This is a genomic window from Cryobacterium sp. TMT1-2-1 (assembly GCF_004403955.1).
GTDB classification, from domain to species: domain Bacteria; phylum Actinomycetota; class Actinomycetes; order Actinomycetales; family Microbacteriaceae; genus Cryobacterium; species Cryobacterium psychrotolerans.
In genome coordinates this window covers 1-19,253 of sequence record NZ_SOHC01000054.1, presented here as the reverse complement: position 1 = coordinate 19,253, position 19,253 = coordinate 1, and the positions used below count along the sequence as shown (strand labels likewise).

The 19,253-nt window shown below is 65.2% G+C and carries 16 protein-coding genes and 1 pseudogene; 14 read left to right on the top strand and 3 right to left on the bottom strand.

Annotation, left to right across the window (positions count from 1 at the left end):
- Positions 1-183: 183 nt before the first annotated feature.
- Positions 184-1,173 carry an NUDIX domain-containing protein gene (locus E3T33_RS09600; RefSeq protein ID WP_134575212.1) on the bottom strand — a complete coding sequence of 330 codons (990 nt, stop codon included), beginning with the start codon at positions 1,171-1,173 and terminating at the stop codon, positions 184-186.
- Entirely contained in the window at positions 1,170-3,014 is a 1,845-nt protein-coding gene (locus tag E3T33_RS09595) for an ABC transporter ATP-binding protein (RefSeq protein ID WP_166784455.1), read from the bottom strand. The genes E3T33_RS09600 and E3T33_RS09595 overlap by 4 nt, the downstream gene beginning before the upstream one ends.
- A 283-nt stretch (positions 3,015-3,297) precedes the next feature.
- On the opposite strand from E3T33_RS09595, the gene E3T33_RS09590 reads away from it, so the two are divergent.
- The 7 genes from E3T33_RS09590 to E3T33_RS09560 all read left to right on the top strand — a co-directional run bounded on the left by E3T33_RS09590 (position 3,298) and on the right by E3T33_RS09560 (position 10,373).
- On the top strand, positions 3,298-4,482 hold the full coding sequence (locus E3T33_RS09590; RefSeq protein WP_241982898.1) for an ROK family transcriptional regulator: 1,185 nt from the start codon (positions 3,298-3,300) through the stop codon (positions 4,480-4,482).
- A gap of 166 nt (positions 4,483-4,648) precedes the next feature.
- A complete protein-coding gene (locus tag E3T33_RS09585) occupies positions 4,649-5,566 on the top strand; it encodes a BadF/BadG/BcrA/BcrD ATPase family protein (protein ID WP_092324500.1) in 918 nt (305 codons plus the stop codon).
- Positions 5,563-6,867 carry an extracellular solute-binding protein gene (locus tag E3T33_RS09580; protein ID WP_092324501.1) on the top strand — a complete coding sequence of 435 codons (1,305 nt, stop codon included), beginning with the start codon at positions 5,563-5,565 and terminating at the stop codon, positions 6,865-6,867. Before E3T33_RS09585 ends, E3T33_RS09580 begins: the two co-directional genes overlap by 4 nt.
- 5 nt (positions 6,868-6,872) lie before the next feature.
- A complete protein-coding gene (locus E3T33_RS09575) occupies positions 6,873-7,829 on the top strand; it encodes a sugar ABC transporter permease (RefSeq protein WP_092324503.1) in 957 nt (318 codons plus the stop codon).
- Positions 7,826-8,674 carry a carbohydrate ABC transporter permease gene (locus E3T33_RS09570; RefSeq protein ID WP_134475943.1) on the top strand — a complete coding sequence of 283 codons (849 nt, stop codon included), beginning with the start codon at positions 7,826-7,828 and terminating at the stop codon, positions 8,672-8,674. Before E3T33_RS09575 ends, E3T33_RS09570 begins: the two co-directional genes overlap by 4 nt.
- 8 nt (positions 8,675-8,682) lie before the next feature.
- Positions 8,683-9,735 carry an SIS domain-containing protein gene (locus tag E3T33_RS09565; RefSeq protein ID WP_134575210.1) on the top strand — a complete coding sequence of 351 codons (1,053 nt, stop codon included), beginning with the start codon at positions 8,683-8,685 and terminating at the stop codon, positions 9,733-9,735.
- Between the two features lie 32 nt (positions 9,736-9,767).
- Positions 9,768-10,373 carry a YgjV family protein gene (locus E3T33_RS09560; protein WP_134475941.1) on the top strand — a complete coding sequence of 202 codons (606 nt, stop codon included), beginning with the start codon at positions 9,768-9,770 and terminating at the stop codon, positions 10,371-10,373.
- Here the strand turns inward: E3T33_RS09560 and E3T33_RS09555 are convergent.
- Positions 10,343-11,770 (bottom strand): PucR family transcriptional regulator, encoded by a 1,428-nt coding sequence (locus tag E3T33_RS09555; RefSeq protein ID WP_134575209.1) that lies wholly within the window; start codon positions 11,768-11,770, stop codon positions 10,343-10,345. The genes E3T33_RS09560 and E3T33_RS09555 overlap by 31 nt on opposite strands.
- A 183-nt stretch (positions 11,771-11,953) precedes the next feature.
- Here E3T33_RS09555 and E3T33_RS09550 point away from each other — a divergent pair, with 183 nt between their 5' ends.
- The 7 genes and pseudogenes from E3T33_RS09550 to E3T33_RS09520 form a co-directional block, all read left to right on the top strand.
- Positions 11,954-13,456, top strand: a complete 1,503-nt coding sequence (locus E3T33_RS09550; protein WP_134575208.1) for an amino acid permease — start codon at positions 11,954-11,956, stop codon at positions 13,454-13,456.
- On the top strand, positions 13,453-14,163 hold the full coding sequence (locus E3T33_RS09545; protein WP_134575207.1) for an SDR family oxidoreductase: 711 nt from the start codon (positions 13,453-13,455) through the stop codon (positions 14,161-14,163). Before E3T33_RS09550 ends, E3T33_RS09545 begins: the two co-directional genes overlap by 4 nt.
- Complete coding sequence (locus E3T33_RS09540) at positions 14,163-14,948, top strand: SDR family oxidoreductase (RefSeq protein ID WP_134575206.1); 786 nt, start codon at positions 14,163-14,165, stop codon at positions 14,946-14,948. Before E3T33_RS09545 ends, E3T33_RS09540 begins: the two co-directional genes overlap by 1 nt.
- Before the next feature lie 64 nt (positions 14,949-15,012).
- On the top strand, positions 15,013-15,984 hold the full coding sequence (speB, locus tag E3T33_RS09535) for an agmatinase (protein WP_134475936.1): 972 nt from the start codon (positions 15,013-15,015) through the stop codon (positions 15,982-15,984).
- Entirely contained in the window at positions 15,981-16,847 is an 867-nt protein-coding gene (locus E3T33_RS09530; protein ID WP_092324516.1) for a polysaccharide deacetylase, read from the top strand. The genes speB and E3T33_RS09530 overlap by 4 nt, the downstream gene beginning before the upstream one ends.
- Before the next feature lie 99 nt (positions 16,848-16,946).
- Complete coding sequence (locus tag E3T33_RS09525) at positions 16,947-18,329, top strand: aspartate aminotransferase family protein (protein WP_134575205.1); 1,383 nt, start codon at positions 16,947-16,949, stop codon at positions 18,327-18,329.
- A gap of 100 nt (positions 18,330-18,429) precedes the next feature.
- Positions 18,430-19,253 (top strand): annotated as a pseudogene (locus E3T33_RS09520) (aldehyde dehydrogenase family protein); the annotation flags it as partial.

Genomic DNA, 19,253 nt, shown 5'->3' with positions numbered 1-19,253 from the left:
CTCGCAGCAACTCCCTCGCTCCGCGCTCAATGAGCACAGGGATATAGGCGCGAACCGGATTCCCGGCGAGAGCCGCACGCCTCTCGTATACCGCCCGTTCAACGGTTGACCGCGGCATGTCCGGGAACTTCTCGGCGAGCCGATCAATCACGTGTGCCACGGCCCGGTCCTCTTCCTCAGCAGTCACTTCAGCGCCTCTAATCGCAACCGGCCGAGCGGGGACATGACGTCGTCGGATGCCGCAGCAGAGCTCAATTCCGGCAGGGGAAGGTAATACGCGGAGGTGTAGCGGGCATGGTCGCCGGTGAGAGCCCAGACGGAGCCGCGGCGCCGACCAGGATGTGGTTCCACAGCAGTCCGGTCATGTTTGGCGAGCTCGGTCAGGACCCCGGACACGACGTCCTCGTGTGTGCAGAGAACGGTCCCGATACCACGTGCGTCCTCGATGAGCCGCATGGCCTTCCCGATGCGGCCGTCGGACAGGTCAGCGGAGGCTTCCACGCTGAGCGTTTCGCTCCGCGCCAGAGGTTCGACGGTCTCCATGCACCGTGCGGCGGGTGCGGAAAGAATCCGGTCAATTTCGAAGAACGATCCCAGATCTACCAGGGACCGGGCCATTGATCTTCCTTCGGAGGCAAGGGGGCGATCGTTTTCGGAGTGCTCCCATTGCTCCCGAGGCAGCGCCGCAGCGCCGCGCACCAGTAGCAGCATCCTCTCTTTGGCCGGCACCGGGCAGACGCCCAATTCCTTCGCCACCAGGGCGCCCAGGGCCAGGACGACGGGCCGTTCCCGGGCCTGCGTCAGTGTGCGCAGGGCGAGCGGGAGCGCGAGCCAGCGAGCATCGTCGACCTCGTCGTTGGCGGCGAAGACACCGGCATCCACGGTCACGGCCCAATAGCGAACGGTCTTGACCCGGCGCGTCCGGTCCAGGTAGACGACGTGGGGCAATTCGGCACCGGGGCGGCAGTCGAACCCGGTCTCTTCACGAACTTCCCGCAGAGCACAGTCCGCGTCCGATTCGCCGGGTTCGGCTTTGCCCTTGGGAATGGACCAGTCGTCCTGGTTGCGCCGGTGGACGAGCAATACCTCCGGATTTCCGTCTCGGCCGATGCGCCACGGCAGGGCGCCGGACGTCTTGACGCGGGCCAGCATGATCGTCCCGGAGCGGGTCACAGCAGGCCTCCAGCCGGAATCGGCTTCGGTGCGACATGTTTGGGGATGGCCGGGATGGCCGGCCTGGCCGGGATGTCCTGCAGCCCGTCGAGCCGGCTGTAGAGGCCACCGGCCGCGATCAAATCGGCATGCTTGCCCGTCTCGACGATCCGACCATGGTCGATCACATAGATGACGTCGGCGCGACGGAGCGTGGACAGCCGGTGGGCGATCACAATCACGCTCCGGCCGATCATCAGCCGGTCCAGGCCGCGCATGACGTATTGCTCGGAGATTGCGTCGAGGCCTGACGTCGGCTCGTCGAGGATCACGATCGGTGTGTCGCGCACCAGCGCGCGGGCGATCGCAATGCGTTGGCGCTGACCGCCGGATAGGCTGACCCCCCGCTCGGCCACCGGAGTGTCATAGCCGAGGGGCAGGGCGCGGACGAATTCGTCAACGTGGGCGGCCTCGGCGGCTGCGAGCACCTGCTCGCGGGTGGGGTGATCAGAACCGTAGGCGATGTTGTCGTAGATGGTGCCGCGGAACAAGATCGAGTCCTGCAAGACCATCGAGATCTGAGTGCGAATCGTCGCTAGTTGCAGGTCACGGATGTCCGTGCCGTCAAGCAGTACCGCCCCCTGAGTCACGTCGTACAGACGCGGAATCAGGCTGACGAGTGTGGATTTGCCGGCCCCGGTCGGACCGGCGATCGCGACCATCCGGCCAGGCTCTACCCGGAGATTGATCGAGTGCAGCACTTCAGAGCCGGCGTAGCCAAAACTCACCCCCCGCAGCTCTACCGCGCCTGTGAGCGCCGGGGCCGGCCGGGCACCCGGGCGGTCGATGATTTCGGGGGCGCTACTGAGAATTTCCAGGAGGCGTTCTGCACTCACCTGACCCCGGCTGATGACCGTGGTGAGTTTGGCCAGTTCCTTCATGGGGTCGTAGAGAGCCTTCAAATAGGCCAGGAACACCAGCAGCAGGCCCAGCGTCATCGTGCCATCCAGCACCCGCCTCACCCCAAACCACAGAACGAGCACCGTGCCGAGGACGACTATGACATCCACCAGCGGAGAGAGCGCCGACTGGAGCCTGACCAGCCGCAGGCCGGCATTCATCCGGGCGCCGTTCCGATCCCGGAAGTCGGCCTCATGGCGCCCTTCGCTGGTTGAGGATTGCATCACCCGGACCGAGGAGAACGTCTCCGCCATTGCCGATGCGATATCACTGTCCTTGTTGCGCGCAGCCCGGGAGGCCGCCTTGACGCGCGGTCGATAGATCACCACCATGGCAAACAAGAGGGGCGCGACGGCCAACGCAATCAGAGCGAAGGTAGGGTCCACGACCAGACAGATCGTCGCGATGAAACCCAGGATGAGAACGTTGGGAACAAGAACCGCCATGATCGAAATGATCATGGCGCGCAAGTAGTCAATGTCCGTGGTCGTTCGCGTGACCAAATCGCCCAGGCGTTGCTTGTCGTGGAAAGACAAGGACAAACGTTGAAGGTGGGCGAACACGTCAACCCGGATGCTCGCCGTCATCCTCTCCCCGACGCCATTGAGCAGCCGGGACCCCAGATACCTGGCGCCGGCATTGACAAGCGTGAAGACGAGCAAACTCGCGAGGGCCACGCTCAGCAGCTGCAGGCGGTCCAACCCGTCCGCACCGAACGCTCGCAGCAGGCCATTCTTATCGGAGGCTTCCGAGGTCTTGAGAACGTCGTCAACGATCACTTTCAGGGGCCACGGCAGCACCACCTGCATGACGGCGGCCAGAACAACCAAAATGACGCCCCCCGTCAACGCCCGGGCATGGGGTGCCATCGAGCGTCGAAACCGCCACAAGGGGAGAAACACAGGAAGCCTCCTACGTACGCGCCCACCCAAACTCCAACACGAAGGAAGAAGCCTTCCTGCGAGGTCAACCTATCCGGATCACCTTCACCGCCCAACCCCTGATCGGACGGCAGCGTTCAGGCTCTCTTTCGTCAGCCATGCCGCTTGCGCCGCGAGCATAAATGATGCAGTGTGATAGAAAAGATTGAACGCACTTGAACGCACTCTGATGCGATCTGGCTGACGAGGGGGTGCTGTGTCCAATCACAAGAAAAGTACCGCCACGACGAGCACCCTCGCGCGCGTGAATCAAACCGCCATTCTTGAGGAACTCCGCAAATCGGGCGCGCTCTCGAGGCAGCAGCTCGGCGCTGCCACAGGGCTCAGCCCGGCAACGATCAACCGGCTCACGGCGACCCTGATCGAGCAGGGCATTGTCGTGCCTGCCGGCCAGGAGCCCTCAACCGGAGGTAGACCGTCGGTTCTGCTGCGCTATGCGGGGGGTACCCGATTGGTCGCGGCTCTGCAACTGCACCCGAACAAGGCCTCGGGGATCCTCGTCGATTTCGACGGCACGGTCGTCTTCAGACGTGAAGTCGACTTTGGCCCTCGGTTGTTTCCCCTCGGCTCGCTCGACGCGGCGGAAGGCGACCACTACCAGCAGGGTCGCCTGGACAAGATGATTGAGTTGTTCGATTCCCTCATTCTGACCGCCGAGACGATGGGAACGCCCTGCCTCGCGGTCGGCGTTGCCGTGCCGGGCGTGGTTCACTACCCCGAGGGCAGCCTGGAACGGATACCCGAGCTGGGTTGGACTGAAGTTCCCCTCGGCCGATTGCTTCGCGAACGCACCGCACTTCCGGTCGTGGTGGACAACGACGCAAACGCGCTGGCATTCGGCGAGCTCCACCGGGGGGCAGGGCGTGGGCTCACGAGCCTCGTCGCGCTGTTGTTCCTGGAGAGCGGTCTCGGTGCAGGCATCATCACAAATGGCGAACTGCACCGCGGTGCGCGTGCCGGGGCGGGGGAGATCGGCTACCTCCTGATGGAGCGCTCGTCCCTGGAGCGCTCGTACTCCGAATACGGGGACCTTGAGGATCGACTTGGCCCGATTGCCCTGACGAAGCGGGCGCGCGAGCGGGGGATTGCGATCCCGGAGAGGGGCGTGCTCAACGCTGGGGATATTTTCGAACTGGCCGGGCGTGGGGATGCGGCCGCCCGAGAACTCTCGGAGGAGATTCTCGACATGGTGGCGATTGCCATCGCGGCGATGGTCATCATCCTCGACCCGGAGTTGGTCGTGGTGGGCGGAAGCATGGTGGGACGTGCGAACAGCGTGATCCCCGCGATTCAGCAGCGACTGACCGGACGCATCATGCACGTTCCCCGCGTTGAGGCGGCGACTCACCGCGATGATGCGGTACTTCTCGGGGCGGCTGAACTTGCGGCAGCCGAGGTCAACGGCTTCGCCTACATCGCCGGCCGCTAGCGAGACCAGCCGCGGCACGTGGCACGGGCCTCGTTCAGATAACGACCCGTCGGCCCGCTTGACACGTCGTCATTCCTGCGGCTAGGTTTACATCAACTTCTTATCACTTAGATAGGAAAGAAGTGTCAGGGTTGCTCCGCCGGTCCTGGAATGATGAGGAGCAACGTTGCTGGTCGGCATCGACATTGGCGGAACGAAGACCCACGTCCTGATCGAGGACGCGGGCAGGGTCGTTCTGGACCGGTCTGTGCCCACGAGCGGCTGGCAGCGCGGCGGACTACTGGACGACACTGAGAATGTCGTCCGATTGGTCGATCTCTTCCGCGAGGTCGCCGGAGCCACAGATGCTCCTCTCCTGATCGGCGCCCACGGACTGGACAGCGAATGGCAACGCCTGGAGTTTGAAGCGCGTCTGGCTGAAAATCACCGCGGCGCGATCCGCGCGGTCAACGATGTAGAACTCCTCGGACCCGCTGCGGGATTCGACGAGGCCATCGCGGTTGTCGTCGGCACGGGCTCCAAAGTCGTGGCGCACGCGGGCGACGGCGAGCTCATTTCCGCCGGCGGCCACGGCTTTCTGCTCAGCGACCCCGGCAGCGCTGCCGCGCTCGCTCGGGACGCCGTCCGCGCCGTGCTCGGCGCCCTCGATGAGGGTAGGGAGGTGGACCTGCTCGGTCGCGAACTGATGACGCACTTCGGAGTCGAGGACGAGATCGCACTCTCCTATGCCTTCACGGCGAATCCGCGCCTGACGACATGGGGAAGCCTCGCTCCGCTCGTCTTTGCCTGCGCGGATGCCGGCAGTGAGCTGGCCGCATCCGTCGTAGACAACGCCGCGAAGGAACTCGCGTCGGACGTCGGGCTCGTCTGTCGTCGGGGCGCCCTGGGGTCAGATGTCGTCTGCGCCGGCGGAGTCGTCACGAACCAGCCGCGCCTGTATCAGGCGCTTCTGAGCCATATCGAGGATCTCGACCTCGGGTTGACGGTGCACCTTTTGTCGGTTGCCCCCGTTGCGGGAGCGATCGAGCTAGCCAGAAAACTTCCCATCCAGACGCTATTCAATGATTCAAGGAGGAATGCATGATGCACAGGACAAAACGGGCACACCGCTCAATCGCAGGGATCGGCCTGGTGGCGGCGGCAGCACTGGTGCTGTCGGGCTGCAGCGTCACCGGCGCCGGCACGTCTAGCGGCGACACGGAGGGCGACGGCACGGGGACCATCAACGCGTTGTTCATGAAGCAGGCCGGTTACTCCGAAAGTGACGTCGCCGGGATGATCAAGGACTTCGAGTCGAAGAACCCGAAGATAACCGTGAAGCCGACGTTCGTCGCCTACGAGGCCCTGCACGACAAGATCGTCACCTCGGCGCCGGCAGGCACGTACGACGTGGTTCACCTCGACGTGATCTGGCCCGCCGACTTTGCGTCGAAGGGCATCATCACGGACGTCACGGAACGGTTCCCCGAGAGCTGGAAGTCCGAGATGCTGGGTGGCGCGCTCACGTCTGCTGAATATCAGGGCAAGTTCTACGGCGTGCCGTGGGGCCCATCGACGAAGATGTTCTTCTTCAACAAGGAGATGGTCGCCAAGGTCGGCGCCAGCCAGAGCGACCTCACGACCTGGGACGGCGTTCTCGCCGTTGCCAGGAAGATCAAGGATGCCGGCCTGGTGAAGTACCCGCTCGCCTGGAGCTGGTCCCAGGCGGAGGCCCTCGTGTGTGATTACGCCCAGTTGCTGGGCGCATTCGGGGGAGAGTTCACCGACTCCAGCGGCAAGTTGGTCACCAACGAGGGCGCCGGTGTCGAAGCGCTCGCCTGGATGAAGAAGACCATCGACGACGGCCTGACCGACCCCGCCTCCCTGACCTTCCTCGAAGACGATGCGAACAAGTCCATGGCTGCAGGCAAGACGGCCATGGAGATCAACTGGGAGTCAACCTTCCGCGACCAGAACGATCCGTCCATTTCCAAGGTGGTCGGCCAGGTCGTTGTCACACCCACGCCGGCAGGTCCGAACGGAGACCACCCGGGTGTGAATGGTTCGATGGCACTGGCGATCGGCGCGAAGTCGAAGCACCAGCTTGCCGCCTGGAAGTTCATTGAGTACATGACGAGCCAGTCCGTCCAGGAGCAGTACGTCAAGAGCTCGATGACCAACTGGAAGTCGAGCTACACCAAGCCGGAGGTCACCGAGTCGAACCCCGAGGTCTTCGAGACCGCCGGAGTCGCCTACGACTCGATGATCCTCCGCCCGCCGGTGCCGAACTACAACTCGGTCTCCCAGACTCTGCAGGTTGAAATCCAGAACGCACTGCTGGGAAAGAAGACCCCGCAGCAGGCGATGGATGACGCTGTCGCAGCGGCGAACGCGAACCTCGGGTAGCGAACATGTCAGTTGTCAGCGCGGAGAATACCGACACGCTTGGGGGGAGTCCTTCCCCGGGAAACCCTCCTCGGCGCAGAAGAGAGAAGCAGGGCCGGCTGGCCTTTTGGCTGCTGCTTCCCGCGGCGGTGGCAGTCTTCGGCGTGATCATTTATCCGATCATCCGGACCCTGTTCATCTCCTTCTTCGAGGTCACCTCCGCGCTGGCAACAGACACCCCCTTCGTCGGCATCGACAACTACGTACACGTGCTCACCAGCGCTTCCTTCTGGGACTCGATGGGGCGCACGCTGTACTTCACGATCGTTTCGACCGCGCTTGAGCTCACGTTCGGCCTGATCGTCGCCGGCCTGCTCAACGCGAAGCTCAAGGCCCGTTGGCTGTTCCGGGCGATCGTGGTCATCCCCTGGGCAATTCCGACAATCGTCAATGCGGCCATGTGGAAGGGCATTTTCAACGCGCAATACGGTTCCTTGAACGCACTGCTCACGCAACTGGGAATCATCGACGAATACCAGGCCTGGCTCGGCGATCCGACCACGGCGCTGAACATGGTGATCCTGGCGGACGTATGGAAGACGACTCCGCTCGTCGCCTTCTTCCTCCTCGCCGGACTCACGTCGATACCGCCGGAGCTTTACGAGGCCGCCAAACTGGATCGCGCGCGCTGGCCGCGCATTTTTCGTTCGGTCGTTTTGCCCATGCTGGTTCCTTCGATCTCGATAGTCCTGGTGCTTCGAACGGTCGAGGCGTTCAAGGTCTTCGACATCATTTACGCGATGACGCGCGGCGGCCCGGCAAACGGCACCCAGACGGTGGCCTATTACGCCTACACGACCGCATTCTCCGATCAAAACTTCGGCGTCGGCTCTGCGCTTTCGTACATCATCGTGGTCGTCATTCTGGCCCTCAGCGCGATATACCTCCGACTGCTCCGCAGATCAGAAATGAGTCTCTTGTGAAGAGATCCACTCGGAATTCGATCCTTGTTCACGCCGCGGCGGGTGTCGTCTCGCTTCTGATCCTCGCGCCGTTTGCCTGGATGATCATGGCGAGCGTGACGCCGCAGCGCGTCCTGATCACGACACCCCTTCGCTGGATCCCGGACGAGTTCGATTTCAGCCGCTATTCCCAGATCTTCACCGGCGGCTCGGATAGCGTCGGTGCGACGTTCCGTGCGGCGATGGTGAACTCGGCCGTTGTCGCGGTCGGCACGGTCTCGATCTCCATGGTCGTCGGCATCCTGGGCGCGTACGCCTTCGCCCGGTTGCGGTTCCGCTTCCGGCGCGCAACTCTCATGGTCTTCCTGGCGACGTACATGCTCCCGCAAATCGCGCTCCTGATCCCGCTCTACCTCATCCTCAATTCACTCAACCTCCTGGACACAACGACCGGGCTCATCCTCGTGGACTGCGCGCTCGTCATCCCGTTCGTGCTCTGGATCCTTAGCAACTACTTCATGACGATTCCCGAAGAACTGGAGGAGGCGGCACGCATCGACGGTACGACCCGCCTGGGCGCATTGTTCTGGGTCGTCCTTCCCGCTGCTCGACCGGGGATCTTCGCGGCGATCATGTTCTCGTTCCTGCTGGCGTGGGACGAGTTCATGTACGCGCTCATCTTCACGTCGTCGGATGCCGCCAAGACACTTCCCGTCGCCATCAGCGAATTCGCCGGTCGCTACACGACCGACTTCGGGCTCGTCGCTGCCGGCGGCATCCTCGCGGCCCTTCCGCCCCTCGTCGTGGCCATCGTCTTCCAGCGCTTTGTCGTTTCCGGCATGGCTGCCGGGGCAGTCAAGGGATAGGACCACACATGTCACACAACGCATTGTTCGTCGACGCCATTCGTGCTCAGCCGAAGGAGCTCGCTCTCGCCCACTTCGCTCTGACGCGCGACCTGCAGCGCGCTCGGCTGGCCGAGTGGATGCCGGGCGAAACCGTCGCGGTCGTCGCGATGGGCGCATCCAGCCACAGCGGCAACGCGTTCGTCGCGGTGCTGGCGGAAGCCGGCTTCCGGGCCGTCAATCTCACGGCGTCGGATGTCCTGCTGGCTGCCGACGGATTCCAGCCGGCCGACCACTACGTGGTCGTCTCCGAATCCGGTCGGAGCCCCGAGACCATCGAGGCGGCCCGCGGGCTGACCGTCGGGCGCCGAATCGGAATCAGCAACTTTCCCGAAGCCCAGATCGGGGAGGTGATTGACGCTCCGCTCGGCCTGGGCGGCTTCAACGACTCGCCCGTCTACACGATCGGCTACACGGCAACGCTGCTGGCTTACGCGCTGCTACTGGATCGTCTGGCAATCGTGCCCGCCGGCCCGGAGGTCGAGCAGATTTCCGCGATCGTCGAAGGCGCCCTGAACGCCTTCGACTCGATTGCCGAGAGCGTGAGCCGTTTCGTCGGAGAGGCGGACGCCATCGATGTGATCGGCCGGGGAACATCCTTTGCGTCGGCTGCCGAAACGGCGCTCCTGATCCGGGAGGGGCTGCGCATCCCGAGCGGAAGCTACGAGACGTTCCAGTACCTGCATGGACCGATGGAATCGGCTGCACCGGGGACCGTCCTGATCATCTTCGGGGACGGGCGGGAACTCACTGTTCCGGACGCCGTAGTGGACTCGGGCGTGCGCGTCATACTCGTGACGGCCGCGCCCGAAAGCGCGATCCCATCCGCAGGTCACGCTAATCTGACGATTGTGCCCCTGGACCCGAGCCTGGACGGTTTCGTGCGGCCGATCGTCGAGATCGTGTTTTCGCAGCTCCTGCTCGCGCATGCGATGGGCCGCAAGCCCTTCCCGATCGAGGAGTTCATCTACGAGCAGCACGATACAAAGGTCGAGGAAATGGGTGTCGGCCGGGAGGCCTGATTGAGCGCCTGGCCTCAGGTGTACCAGCAGCAATGACAACGAGTGCGGAGACAGGCGTGGACTGGATGTGGTGGGTTGGCCAGACCCTGGGGTTCATGGGCATCGCCGTCATCCTCTGGTCGCACTGGTCGAGGCAACGCCGCACCACCGTCGTCCGGAATGCGGTGGCGTCCGTCATCCTGTCTGCCTCGTACTTGTTCCTGGGCATGCCCGGGACCGCCGCGATACCCGCGATCGCAGCCGTGCGAGGCTGGATGCTTGCCCGCCCTGACGAGCCTGCGTGGGTGCGGGGCCGCTGGTGGACTCCGGCGTTCGTCACCGCTATCTGGGTCGCATACCTGGGGCTCAACGGAATACCGACCTGGTGGGCCGCGTGGCTCCCGATTCTCGGTTCGGGGCTCGTCATCGTCGCGCTGTCGCTTCGTGACGTGCTGCACGTCAAAGCCGTGATGTTCTTCGGCGTGGCCACCTGGGTCACCTATGAGATCGCCTTCGGCCTGTGGGGCGTCCTCGGCGGAGAGGTCATCGGACTGGGCCTGATTGGAACTGCATTCGTGATGATCCTCCGGCAGCGTCGCGCGTCCGTCGGGTCAGCTCTCCCCGTGGGTCAGGGAACGTATCGTCGCGACCTGTCATAGGCCCACAGCGCAATGGCAAGGGAGGCCCGGTCATTGTCTTCCAGTGGGTTGCGGCCGACGATATCCGCGATGCGTCCGAGTCGATGGCGGACCGTGTTGACATGAAGATACCGGGCCTCGGCGGTCGCCTGCAGGGACCCCTGCTGCTCGATGAACGTTCGGAGGGTTGCCAGGAGCTGGCTTCCGCGACGGGCGTCATGCTCGAGCAGCGGACGCACGAGCTGGTCGATGAAGGGAACCAGCCTCACGGGCGGTTGTTGCTCGAGCAGCCCGGTCAGGCTGGTCAGGCTTTCCGGGCCGGCAACCTTGCCGTGACGGCGCGCGAGGCGAAGCGTTGCGCGGGCTTCTCCGATTCCGCGGGAGATTTGGGAGACGTCGACCGGGCTCCCGTGGCCGCAGACCAGGCCCAGATCGCGGGCAGTGTCGTAGACGGTCTCCGGGCCGGTTGTGACGACGAAGGTCGCTTCGGGGGCGTCTGCGATCAACGTGCCGGGCAGGTGCGCGGCGAGGAGGGGGGCCGTCTCGGCCGGCCAGGCCGAGATTGTCAGGGACTTCCCAACCAGGCCGGCCCTCTGCAACTCCGGCATCAGGGCCGCCGAGTCGGCGAGCCCCTCGGAGACCAGGGCGAACAACTGGCCGATGCGCTGGCGGGCCGCATTGTCGCGGTCCACCCTCTCGTGCCTGGCGATTTCGAGCACCCGGCCGATCTGGCCGAGCACGTCGGCATCGGGCGAGGGAGGCTGACCCTGCCAGGCCAGGAGGTTTCCTTCCGCGGTCCTGACCGACAGCGACCCCGGGGCGTCGTCAACCACCGCGTTGAGGGTTGCGGTCGGCGGCGGCTCCGTGGCCGGATCGACGAGCTGGTAGCTGAGCGAACCACCGAGGGCCGCGGAAGACACGCTCAGGATGTCTTCCATCGGCGCGTTCTCGCGAAGGGCCGCGAGCAGCGTGCTGACCAGCTCTGCATTCCGCTGGCTGCTGCCGGACTGAGCCCGAACGCGCGCGTCGGCGAGAACATCATTGATCGCCAGGAAGGGGACCCCGTGCGCCATTTCGATGAGGGGAACGGACAGCCTGCGGCATTCCCTGATCAATGCCCGCGGGATTTGAGTGTGGACTTCGCCGATACCGAGACAGATCCCGGCCGAGCCGGTCGCGTGGACCGCCTCAACCAACCTCGCGCAACTGGCGGTGGTGAGAAGCGCCGACCCGACCGTGCAGACCAGCTCGGATCCGCGCAGATGTGGCCTGGGGTCGGTCATTTCCGTGGCGTGCGCCCAGCTGACGACCCGGGGGAGCGCCCACTCGGAGCCGACGACGAGGCGGAGCCCCAGCTCGGCCACATCGACGAGCTCCCCCAGTTCCAGGCCAAAGGCGGGAGCGATCGATTTAGCCACTTCTACTATCCTCAACTCGAAATACCGGAAAAAACTGCCAATAAACGTGGATGCGCCTGCAATTGCTTGTGGCTTCCTACAATATCACCCGCTGTTACCGGTGGTTCTTCCTAAGTTGTGGCCGAAAGTGGCCGCCGCAACCCGAATCAATTCATAATTGCGAGAGTCGAAGGAGACCAGACCATGACCCACACCGAAACGGTGTCTGCCACCGAAGGCATCACCCTCAAACGAGATTTCAATCTCTTCTCATCCTTTGCGTTCGGTTTCGCCTTCATTTCGCCGATCGTCGCGCTGTATGGGATCTTCGGCGTCGCGCTGTCCATCGCCGGCCCGTCCTTCTGGTGGGGTTTCCTCATCGTCTTCGGCGGCCAGCTCCTGGTCGCCCTCGTCTTCGCGATGCTGGTCTCTCGCTGGCCCATCGAGGGGTCGATCTACCAGTGGTCGGCTCGCCTCGGGGGCAAGGCATTCGGCTGGTTTGCCGGCTGGGCTTACATGTGGACCCTGCTCATCGCGATGGCAACCGTCGCCATCGCAGCGGCGGGCTTCATCGCCAACGTCATTGGGATCGAGAACCCCACCGGAGTGGACAAGGCATGGATTGCGCTCGTGGTACTGGTGCTCGGAACGGCCGTGAACCTGGCCGGCCGAATGGTGCTGAAGGTCTTCATGATCGCCAGCATCGTGGCTGAAATCATCGGCTCGCTCGGCCTCGGCACCTGGCTCCTGTTCTTCCACCAGCACAACTCCATCAGCGTGCTGTTCGATGGGAGTGCGGGCCTCGCACCGGGCACGGACTACCTGTCCCTCAGCGGTCCATTCCTGCTCGCAATGGTGTTCATCGGCTTCTCATTCGTCGGGTTCGAGAGCGCCGGCGCGATTGCCGAAGAAGTCAATGAGCCGCGCAAGAACCTCCCCAAGGCGATCCTTTTCGCACTCATCTTCATCGCGGTGGTCGTCATGTACACGAGCCTCGCCCTCATCCTCGCCGTCCCGGACCTGGACGCCGTGCGCAGCGGCAGCGTCGCGGACCCGGTGAACTTCACTCTGACCTCGCAGCTCGGCAGCCAGATCGCCAAGCCGGTCGAGATCCTCTTCGTCATCGGCTTCCTGGCCAGCTTCCTGGCCCTGCAGACCTCGGCCTCACGAATGATCTGGTCCTTCGCGAGGGATGGCGCACTGCCGGCCTCGAAGATGCTGTCCCGACTGAGCCGGAAACAGCGCCAGCCCGTGGGCCCTTTGCTGATCACGATGGTCGTCGGCGGCGCCTTGTTCCTCCTGAGCGACGTGGCTGAGAACGTCTACACGCTGATGCTGAACTTCACCTCCGGCGGATTCTTCCTCTCATTCCTGTTCCCGCTCGTCGGATTCGTTGTTGTGAATCTGCGCGGACGCTGGCGTGCCGGCCCGTTCACCCTCGGCAAGGCAACGCTCCCGCTCGCCGTCGTCGCGCTGATCTGGGCTACCTTCGAGTTCCTCAATATCGCCTGGCCGCGGCCCGTGTACGAAGAGTCCTTCCTCGACTGGTCGATCTGGATCGCCGTAGCGGTGCTGAGCGTCGTGGGAACGGTGATCTACCTGTCCGTGCACAAGCGCATTCCCGTGGTCACCGGACTGGAGTACCGGATGCCCGAAGAGCTCCTGCCTCCGGAGAACCTCTCGGAAAAGGAACCGCACTTCTCATGAGCCATGACCCGGCGGCACGCAAGGTGGCCATCGTGACGGGCACCGCCAGCGGAATCGGGGCGGCCGCCGCCGCGGAACTCGAGTCCCGCGGCTGGACCGTCGCCGGGTTCGACCTGAGGCCTTCGCCGCAGTGCTCCTTCGACGCGTGCGTCGACATGGCCAACCCGGAGGAGGTCAGGGCCGCGGTCGCCCGGGTCGTGCAGGAACTCGGGCCGGTTTCGGCCGCGGTTTCGGCCGCCGGCTACTACGAAATGCTGCCCGTGTCCGAGGTCACGCTCGACCACTGGCGCCGGATGCTCTCGGTGCATGTCGGCGGATTCGTCAACCTCAGTCGCGCGGTGATGCCGGGAATGACCACGGCCGGCGGCGGGTCGATTGTGGCCATCACGAGCGAACTGGCCATCGGCGGCGGGTCCCATGACGCACACTACGCGGCGGCCAAAGGCGCCTTGCTCGGCCTCGTACGCAGCCTCGCCGCGGAGTCCGCACCCAGCGGAATCCGGGTCAATGCCGTCGCGCCGGGCCCAACCGACACGCCCTTGCTCGCGGCCGACTCGCCGTGGCGCGCCCCGGAATACCTCTCCACTCTTCCCCTGGGCAGGCTGACCTCGCCGGAGGAAGTCGCGATCTGCATCGCATTCCTTCTCGACGAGGGCACATTCTGTGTCGGCGAAACCCTCAACCCCAATGCCGGAGCGGTGATCTGATGCCCGAGAACACAGGCCGTTCTTACCCCGATCTCGAAGGCAAGGTCGTTCTCGTCACCGGCGCCGCGCAGGGCATGGGAGCGGCGCACGCCCGCCGGCTTTCCGCCTCGGGCGCCACCGTGGCGGTGAACGACCGGGAGGCCTCGGCCGAACTCGCGGCCCTCGCCTTCGAGCTGTCAGGACTGGCCGTACCCGGGGACGTGTCGGACCCGGATCAGGTGCGCGCGCTGGTGCAGCGGGTCGAACAGGAACTTGGCCCGGTGGACGTCCTGGTCGCCAACCACGCCTTCATGACCATGGGGCCGTTCCTGGACGCGGACCCCGAGGATTGGTGGAAAGTCATCGACACCAACCTCGGCGGCACGTTCCACCTCGTCCAGGCTGTGCTGCCGGGGATGCGACGTCGCGGAGCCGGACGCATCGTGGTGATCTCCAGCGAGTGGGGTGTCACGGGGTGGCCGGACGCGACGGCCTACTCGGCCTCGAAGGCCGGCCTGATCTCGCTGGTCAAGACGCTGGGCCGCGAACTGGCCCCCGAGGGCATCATCGTCAACGCGGTCGCACCCGGAGTGACGGACACCCCTCAGCTCGAGGTCGATGCCCGAAGCGCCGGGATCTCCCTGGACGAGATGCGGGCCGTCTATGCCGGCAGCATCCCCCTGGGCCGGATCGGCACGTCGCCCGAAATCGCGGCGGCGGTCGCGTTACTTTGCGATTTCCGACTCTCCGCGATCATCGGCCAGGTGGTGCAGGTCAACGGCGGCTCCACGAGAGGGCGGGCGTGAGCATGCCCCCGATTCCAGATTCTTCACGCCTCCGGGCGGCACAGCACACAGAAGGAAAAACGCCATGAACACTCCCGACATCAGCGCCCGAAGCACGCCGGTGGGCCAGGTCGACGGCCAGAAGTCCCCGCGCTACGCCGGCCTGACCACGTTCGCCCGGCTGCCCCGGCTCGAGGACGTGCCGGACTATGACGTGGCGGTTGTGGGCATCCCCTTCGACGCGGGGGTCACCTACCGTCCCGGAGCGCGCTTCGGCCCCTCGGCGATTCGTGAGGCGTCCCGCCTGCTCCGCCCGTACAACCCCGCCCTCGACTCGATGCCCTTCGCAGATGCGCAGGTGGTCGATGCGGGCGACATCGCCTGCAACCCCTTCGACATCGTCGAGGCGCTCGGTGAGATCGAGGCGGGGCTCGCCGAGCTGATGGCGGACGGCCGCATCGTCCTGGCCCTCGGCGGCGACCACACCGTCGCGCTCCCGGCGCTGCGGGCGGCCCACGCCCAGCACGGCCCGGTCGCCCTGGTGCATTTTGACGCACACCTCGACACGTGGGACACCTACTTCGGCGCGCCGTACACGCACGGCACCCCCTTCCGCCGCGCGTCGGAGGAAGGGCTGATCCGCAAGGACCGGTCGGCCCATGTCGGAATCCGCGGATCGCTGTACGACCCGGCGGATCTCACCGATGATGAGAAAATGGGTTTCACCATCGTGCACTGCCGCGACTTCGACCGCATCGGGGTCGAAGGCATCCTGGAGCGAGTGCTGGAGCGGGTCGGCGACGCTCCCGTGTACATCTCGATCGACATCGATGTGCTGGATCCGGCATTCGCGCCCGCCACCGGCACGCCGGAAGCCGGCGGCATGACAAGCCGGGAGCTCCTCGCGGTGCTCAGGGGGTTCCGCCACAACAAGATCGTCGGCGCCGACATTGTCGAGGTGTCCCCGGCCTACGACCACGCGGCCATCACGGCCGTGGCGGCCGCGAATCTTGCCTATGAGCTGATCACGATCATGTCTGCGCAGCGCCGCGAATGACTGCCGCAGGCCCCATCCGATGGCCGGAGGGGAAGCAGTCGGCAGCGGCATTCACCTTCGATGTGGATGCCGAGTCGGCCGTGCTCTGGAACGCACCGGGGAACGCCGACCGGATGAGCGTGATGAGCCACCAGGCCTACGGCCCGCTCGTGGGCGTTCCCCGGCTGTTGCGGATGCTCGACCATCATCAGATCCGATCCACGTTCTTCGTCCCGGGGTACACGGCCCACCGGTATCCGGGAATTGTCAGGGACATCGCCAGGGCCGGCCACGAAATCGCACACCACGGCTACCTGCACGAGCAGCCGAGCGCCGTCGACCTCGCCGGTCAGATCGACAACCTCGATCGGGGACTGGACGCGCTGGCTGAGGTGGCCGGCGTGCGGCCGGTTGGCTACCGGGCGCCGATGTGGGATCTGTCCTGGGAGACCCCGGCGCTGCTGGCCGCGCGTGGATTCCTCTACGACTCGAGCCTGATGGACGCCGATGTTCCCTACGAGCTTGCGATCACGCCGGGCTCCGGGGAGTCGATCGTTGAAATCCCCATCCAGTGGGCGCTGGACGACTGGGAGCAGTACTGCTTCCTCCCGGACATCTCGGGCAGCGGCCTGATCGAGACGCCGGCCAAGGCCCGCGAGCTCTGGACCAGCGAATTCGAGGGGCTCCACGACGAAGGCGGATGCTGGGTGCTCACGAATCATCCCTTCCTCTCCGGCCGCCCGGGGAGAGCCAGGCAGCTGGGCGAGCTCATGGCCGAGGTCATGGCAACCCCGGGTGTGTGGGTCGCGTCCCTCGAGGAAATCGCGCAGCACACCCGCAGCCTCGGGCTCGCACCACGGTCAATCGTCCGGCCGGAACTCTGACGCGGAACTGCAACAGCCCCGCATCAAGCCACTCGCACCACGCCACCCGGAACCGCTGCTCCACCGCCCAACCTCACTACAGAAAGACACTCGATAATCGTGACTGCCACAACCGTCAATGACACCACGGTCACTGACTCCACCGCCAATGCCACCGCCGCCAATGCCACCGCAGGGGCGGGGCTTGACCAGCGCACGGTCGAGCTCGATCGTGCCTTCGTTTTCCACTCCTGGTCCGCGCAGGGCGCCCTCAACCCGCTCGTGATCGCCGGCGGGCTGGGCTCTCGCGTGTGGGACAACGCCGGTCGCAGCTACCTCGACTTCTCGAGCCAGCTGGTGAACGTCAACATCGGCCACCAGCATCCGGCCGTCGTCAAGGCGATCATCGACGAGGTCGGGACGCTGGCGACCGTCGCTCCGTCGACAGCCAACCTGGCCAGGGGCGAGGCAGCCAAGCGCATCGTCGGCCGGGCGCCGGAACGGTTCAACAAGGTCTTCTTCACCAACGGTGGGGCGGATGCGATCGAGAATGCGATCCGGATGGCGCGGCTGCACACCGGTCGCGACAAGGTGCTCTCGACCTACCGCTCGTACCACGGCAACACCGGTTCGGCCATTGTCGCCACCGGAGACTGGCGCCGCATCCCGAACGAATTCGCGCGCGGACACGTGCACTTCTTCGGCCCGTATCTCTACCGCAGTGAGTTCTGGGCGACATCGCCGGAGCAGGAATGCGAACGCGCCCTGCGCCACCTGGAGCGCATGATCCAGAGCGAGGGCCCCACGTCGATTGCGGCCGTGCTGATCGAATCGATCCCGGGCACGGCCGGCGTGCTGGTGCCGCCGCCCGGGTATCTGGCGGGGGTGCGGGCGCTGTGCGACCGTTACGGCATCCTGCTGATCCTGGACGAGGTCATGGCCGGGTTCGGGCGCACCGGGCGCTGGTTCGCGTTCGAGGGCTACGACGTCGTTCCTGACCTGATCACCTTCGCCAAGGGCGTCAACTCGGGCTACGTTCCGACCGGCGGCGTGATCATCTCGGATTCGATCGCGCACACCTTCGATACGAGCGTCTTCCCTGGCGGCCTGACCTACAGCGGTCACCCGCTGGCGATGGCGTCCATCGTGGCCGCGCTCGACGCGATGGAGGACGAGGGCATCGTGGAGAACGCGGCCCGGATCGGCCGCGATGTGCTGGCGCCGGGGCTTGCCGAGTTGCAGGCGAAGCACCCGGTCATCGGCGAGGTGCGCGGTGAGGGTGTGTTCTGGGCGCTCGAACTCGTCTCCGACCGGGAGACCCGCGAGCCGCTCAACGGCGCGGTGATGGGGCGGATCAAGGCGGAGCTGCTCGGCCGGGGCCTGCTGCCGTTCCTCGCGGACAACCGCATCCACGTCGTGCCGCCCTGCGTGGTGACCGATGACGAGGTCGCCGAGGCCCTGGCCGTCTACGACGAGGTGCTCAGCCTCGACCTGCTCAACTGATCGGTGGTCGAGCTTGTCGAGACCCTGATCTCGACAAGCTCGATCACCGCGGCTCGATCACCGCGACACCCGCAAACCACAACACCGACAGAATCGACAGATGACAATGAACGCTATTCCCACAATCAGCCACTGGATCGACGGGGCCGCCGCCGCCGGCACCTCGACCCGCACCGCGCCGGTGTTCAACCCGGCCACCGGGCAGGTCGCCAAGAACGTGAGCCTGGCCAGCACGGCCGACGTCGACGTCGCGATTGCGTCGGCCCTGGCCGCTTTCCCGGCCTGGCGTGACACCTCGCAGGCCAAGCGCCAGAGCATCATGTTCAATTTCCGTGAGCTGCTCAACGCCCGTAAGGGCGAGCTGGCCGACATCCTCACCGCCGAGCACGGCAAGGTGAGCGCGGATGCGCTCGGCGAGATCACGAGGGGGCTGGAGGTTGTCGAGTTCGCGCTCGGGATGCCGCACCTGATGAAGGGCGATTACTCGGAGAACGTGTCGACGGGCGTGNCACGCTCAAGCAGGCCCTCGGTGTGGTGGGCATCATCAGCCCGTTCAATTTCCCGGCGATGGTGCCGCTGTGGTACTTCCCGATCGCGATCGCGGCCGGGAACACGGTCGTGCTCAAGCCCAGCGAGAAGGACCCGTCGGCGTCGAACTGGATGGCCGCCCTCTTCACCGAGGCGGGCCTGCCCGACGGTGTTTTGAACGTCGTGCACGGCGACAAGGAGGCCGTCGACGCTCTGCTGGTGAACCCGGCCGTGCAGGCGATTTCGTTCGTCGGGTCGACCCCGATCGCGAAGTACATCTACGAGACCGCGGCGCTTCACGGCAAGCGGGTGCAGGCCCTCGGCGGGGCGAAGAACCACATGCTGGTGCTGCCGGACGCGGACCTGGACCTCGCCGCGGACGCGGCGGTCAACGCC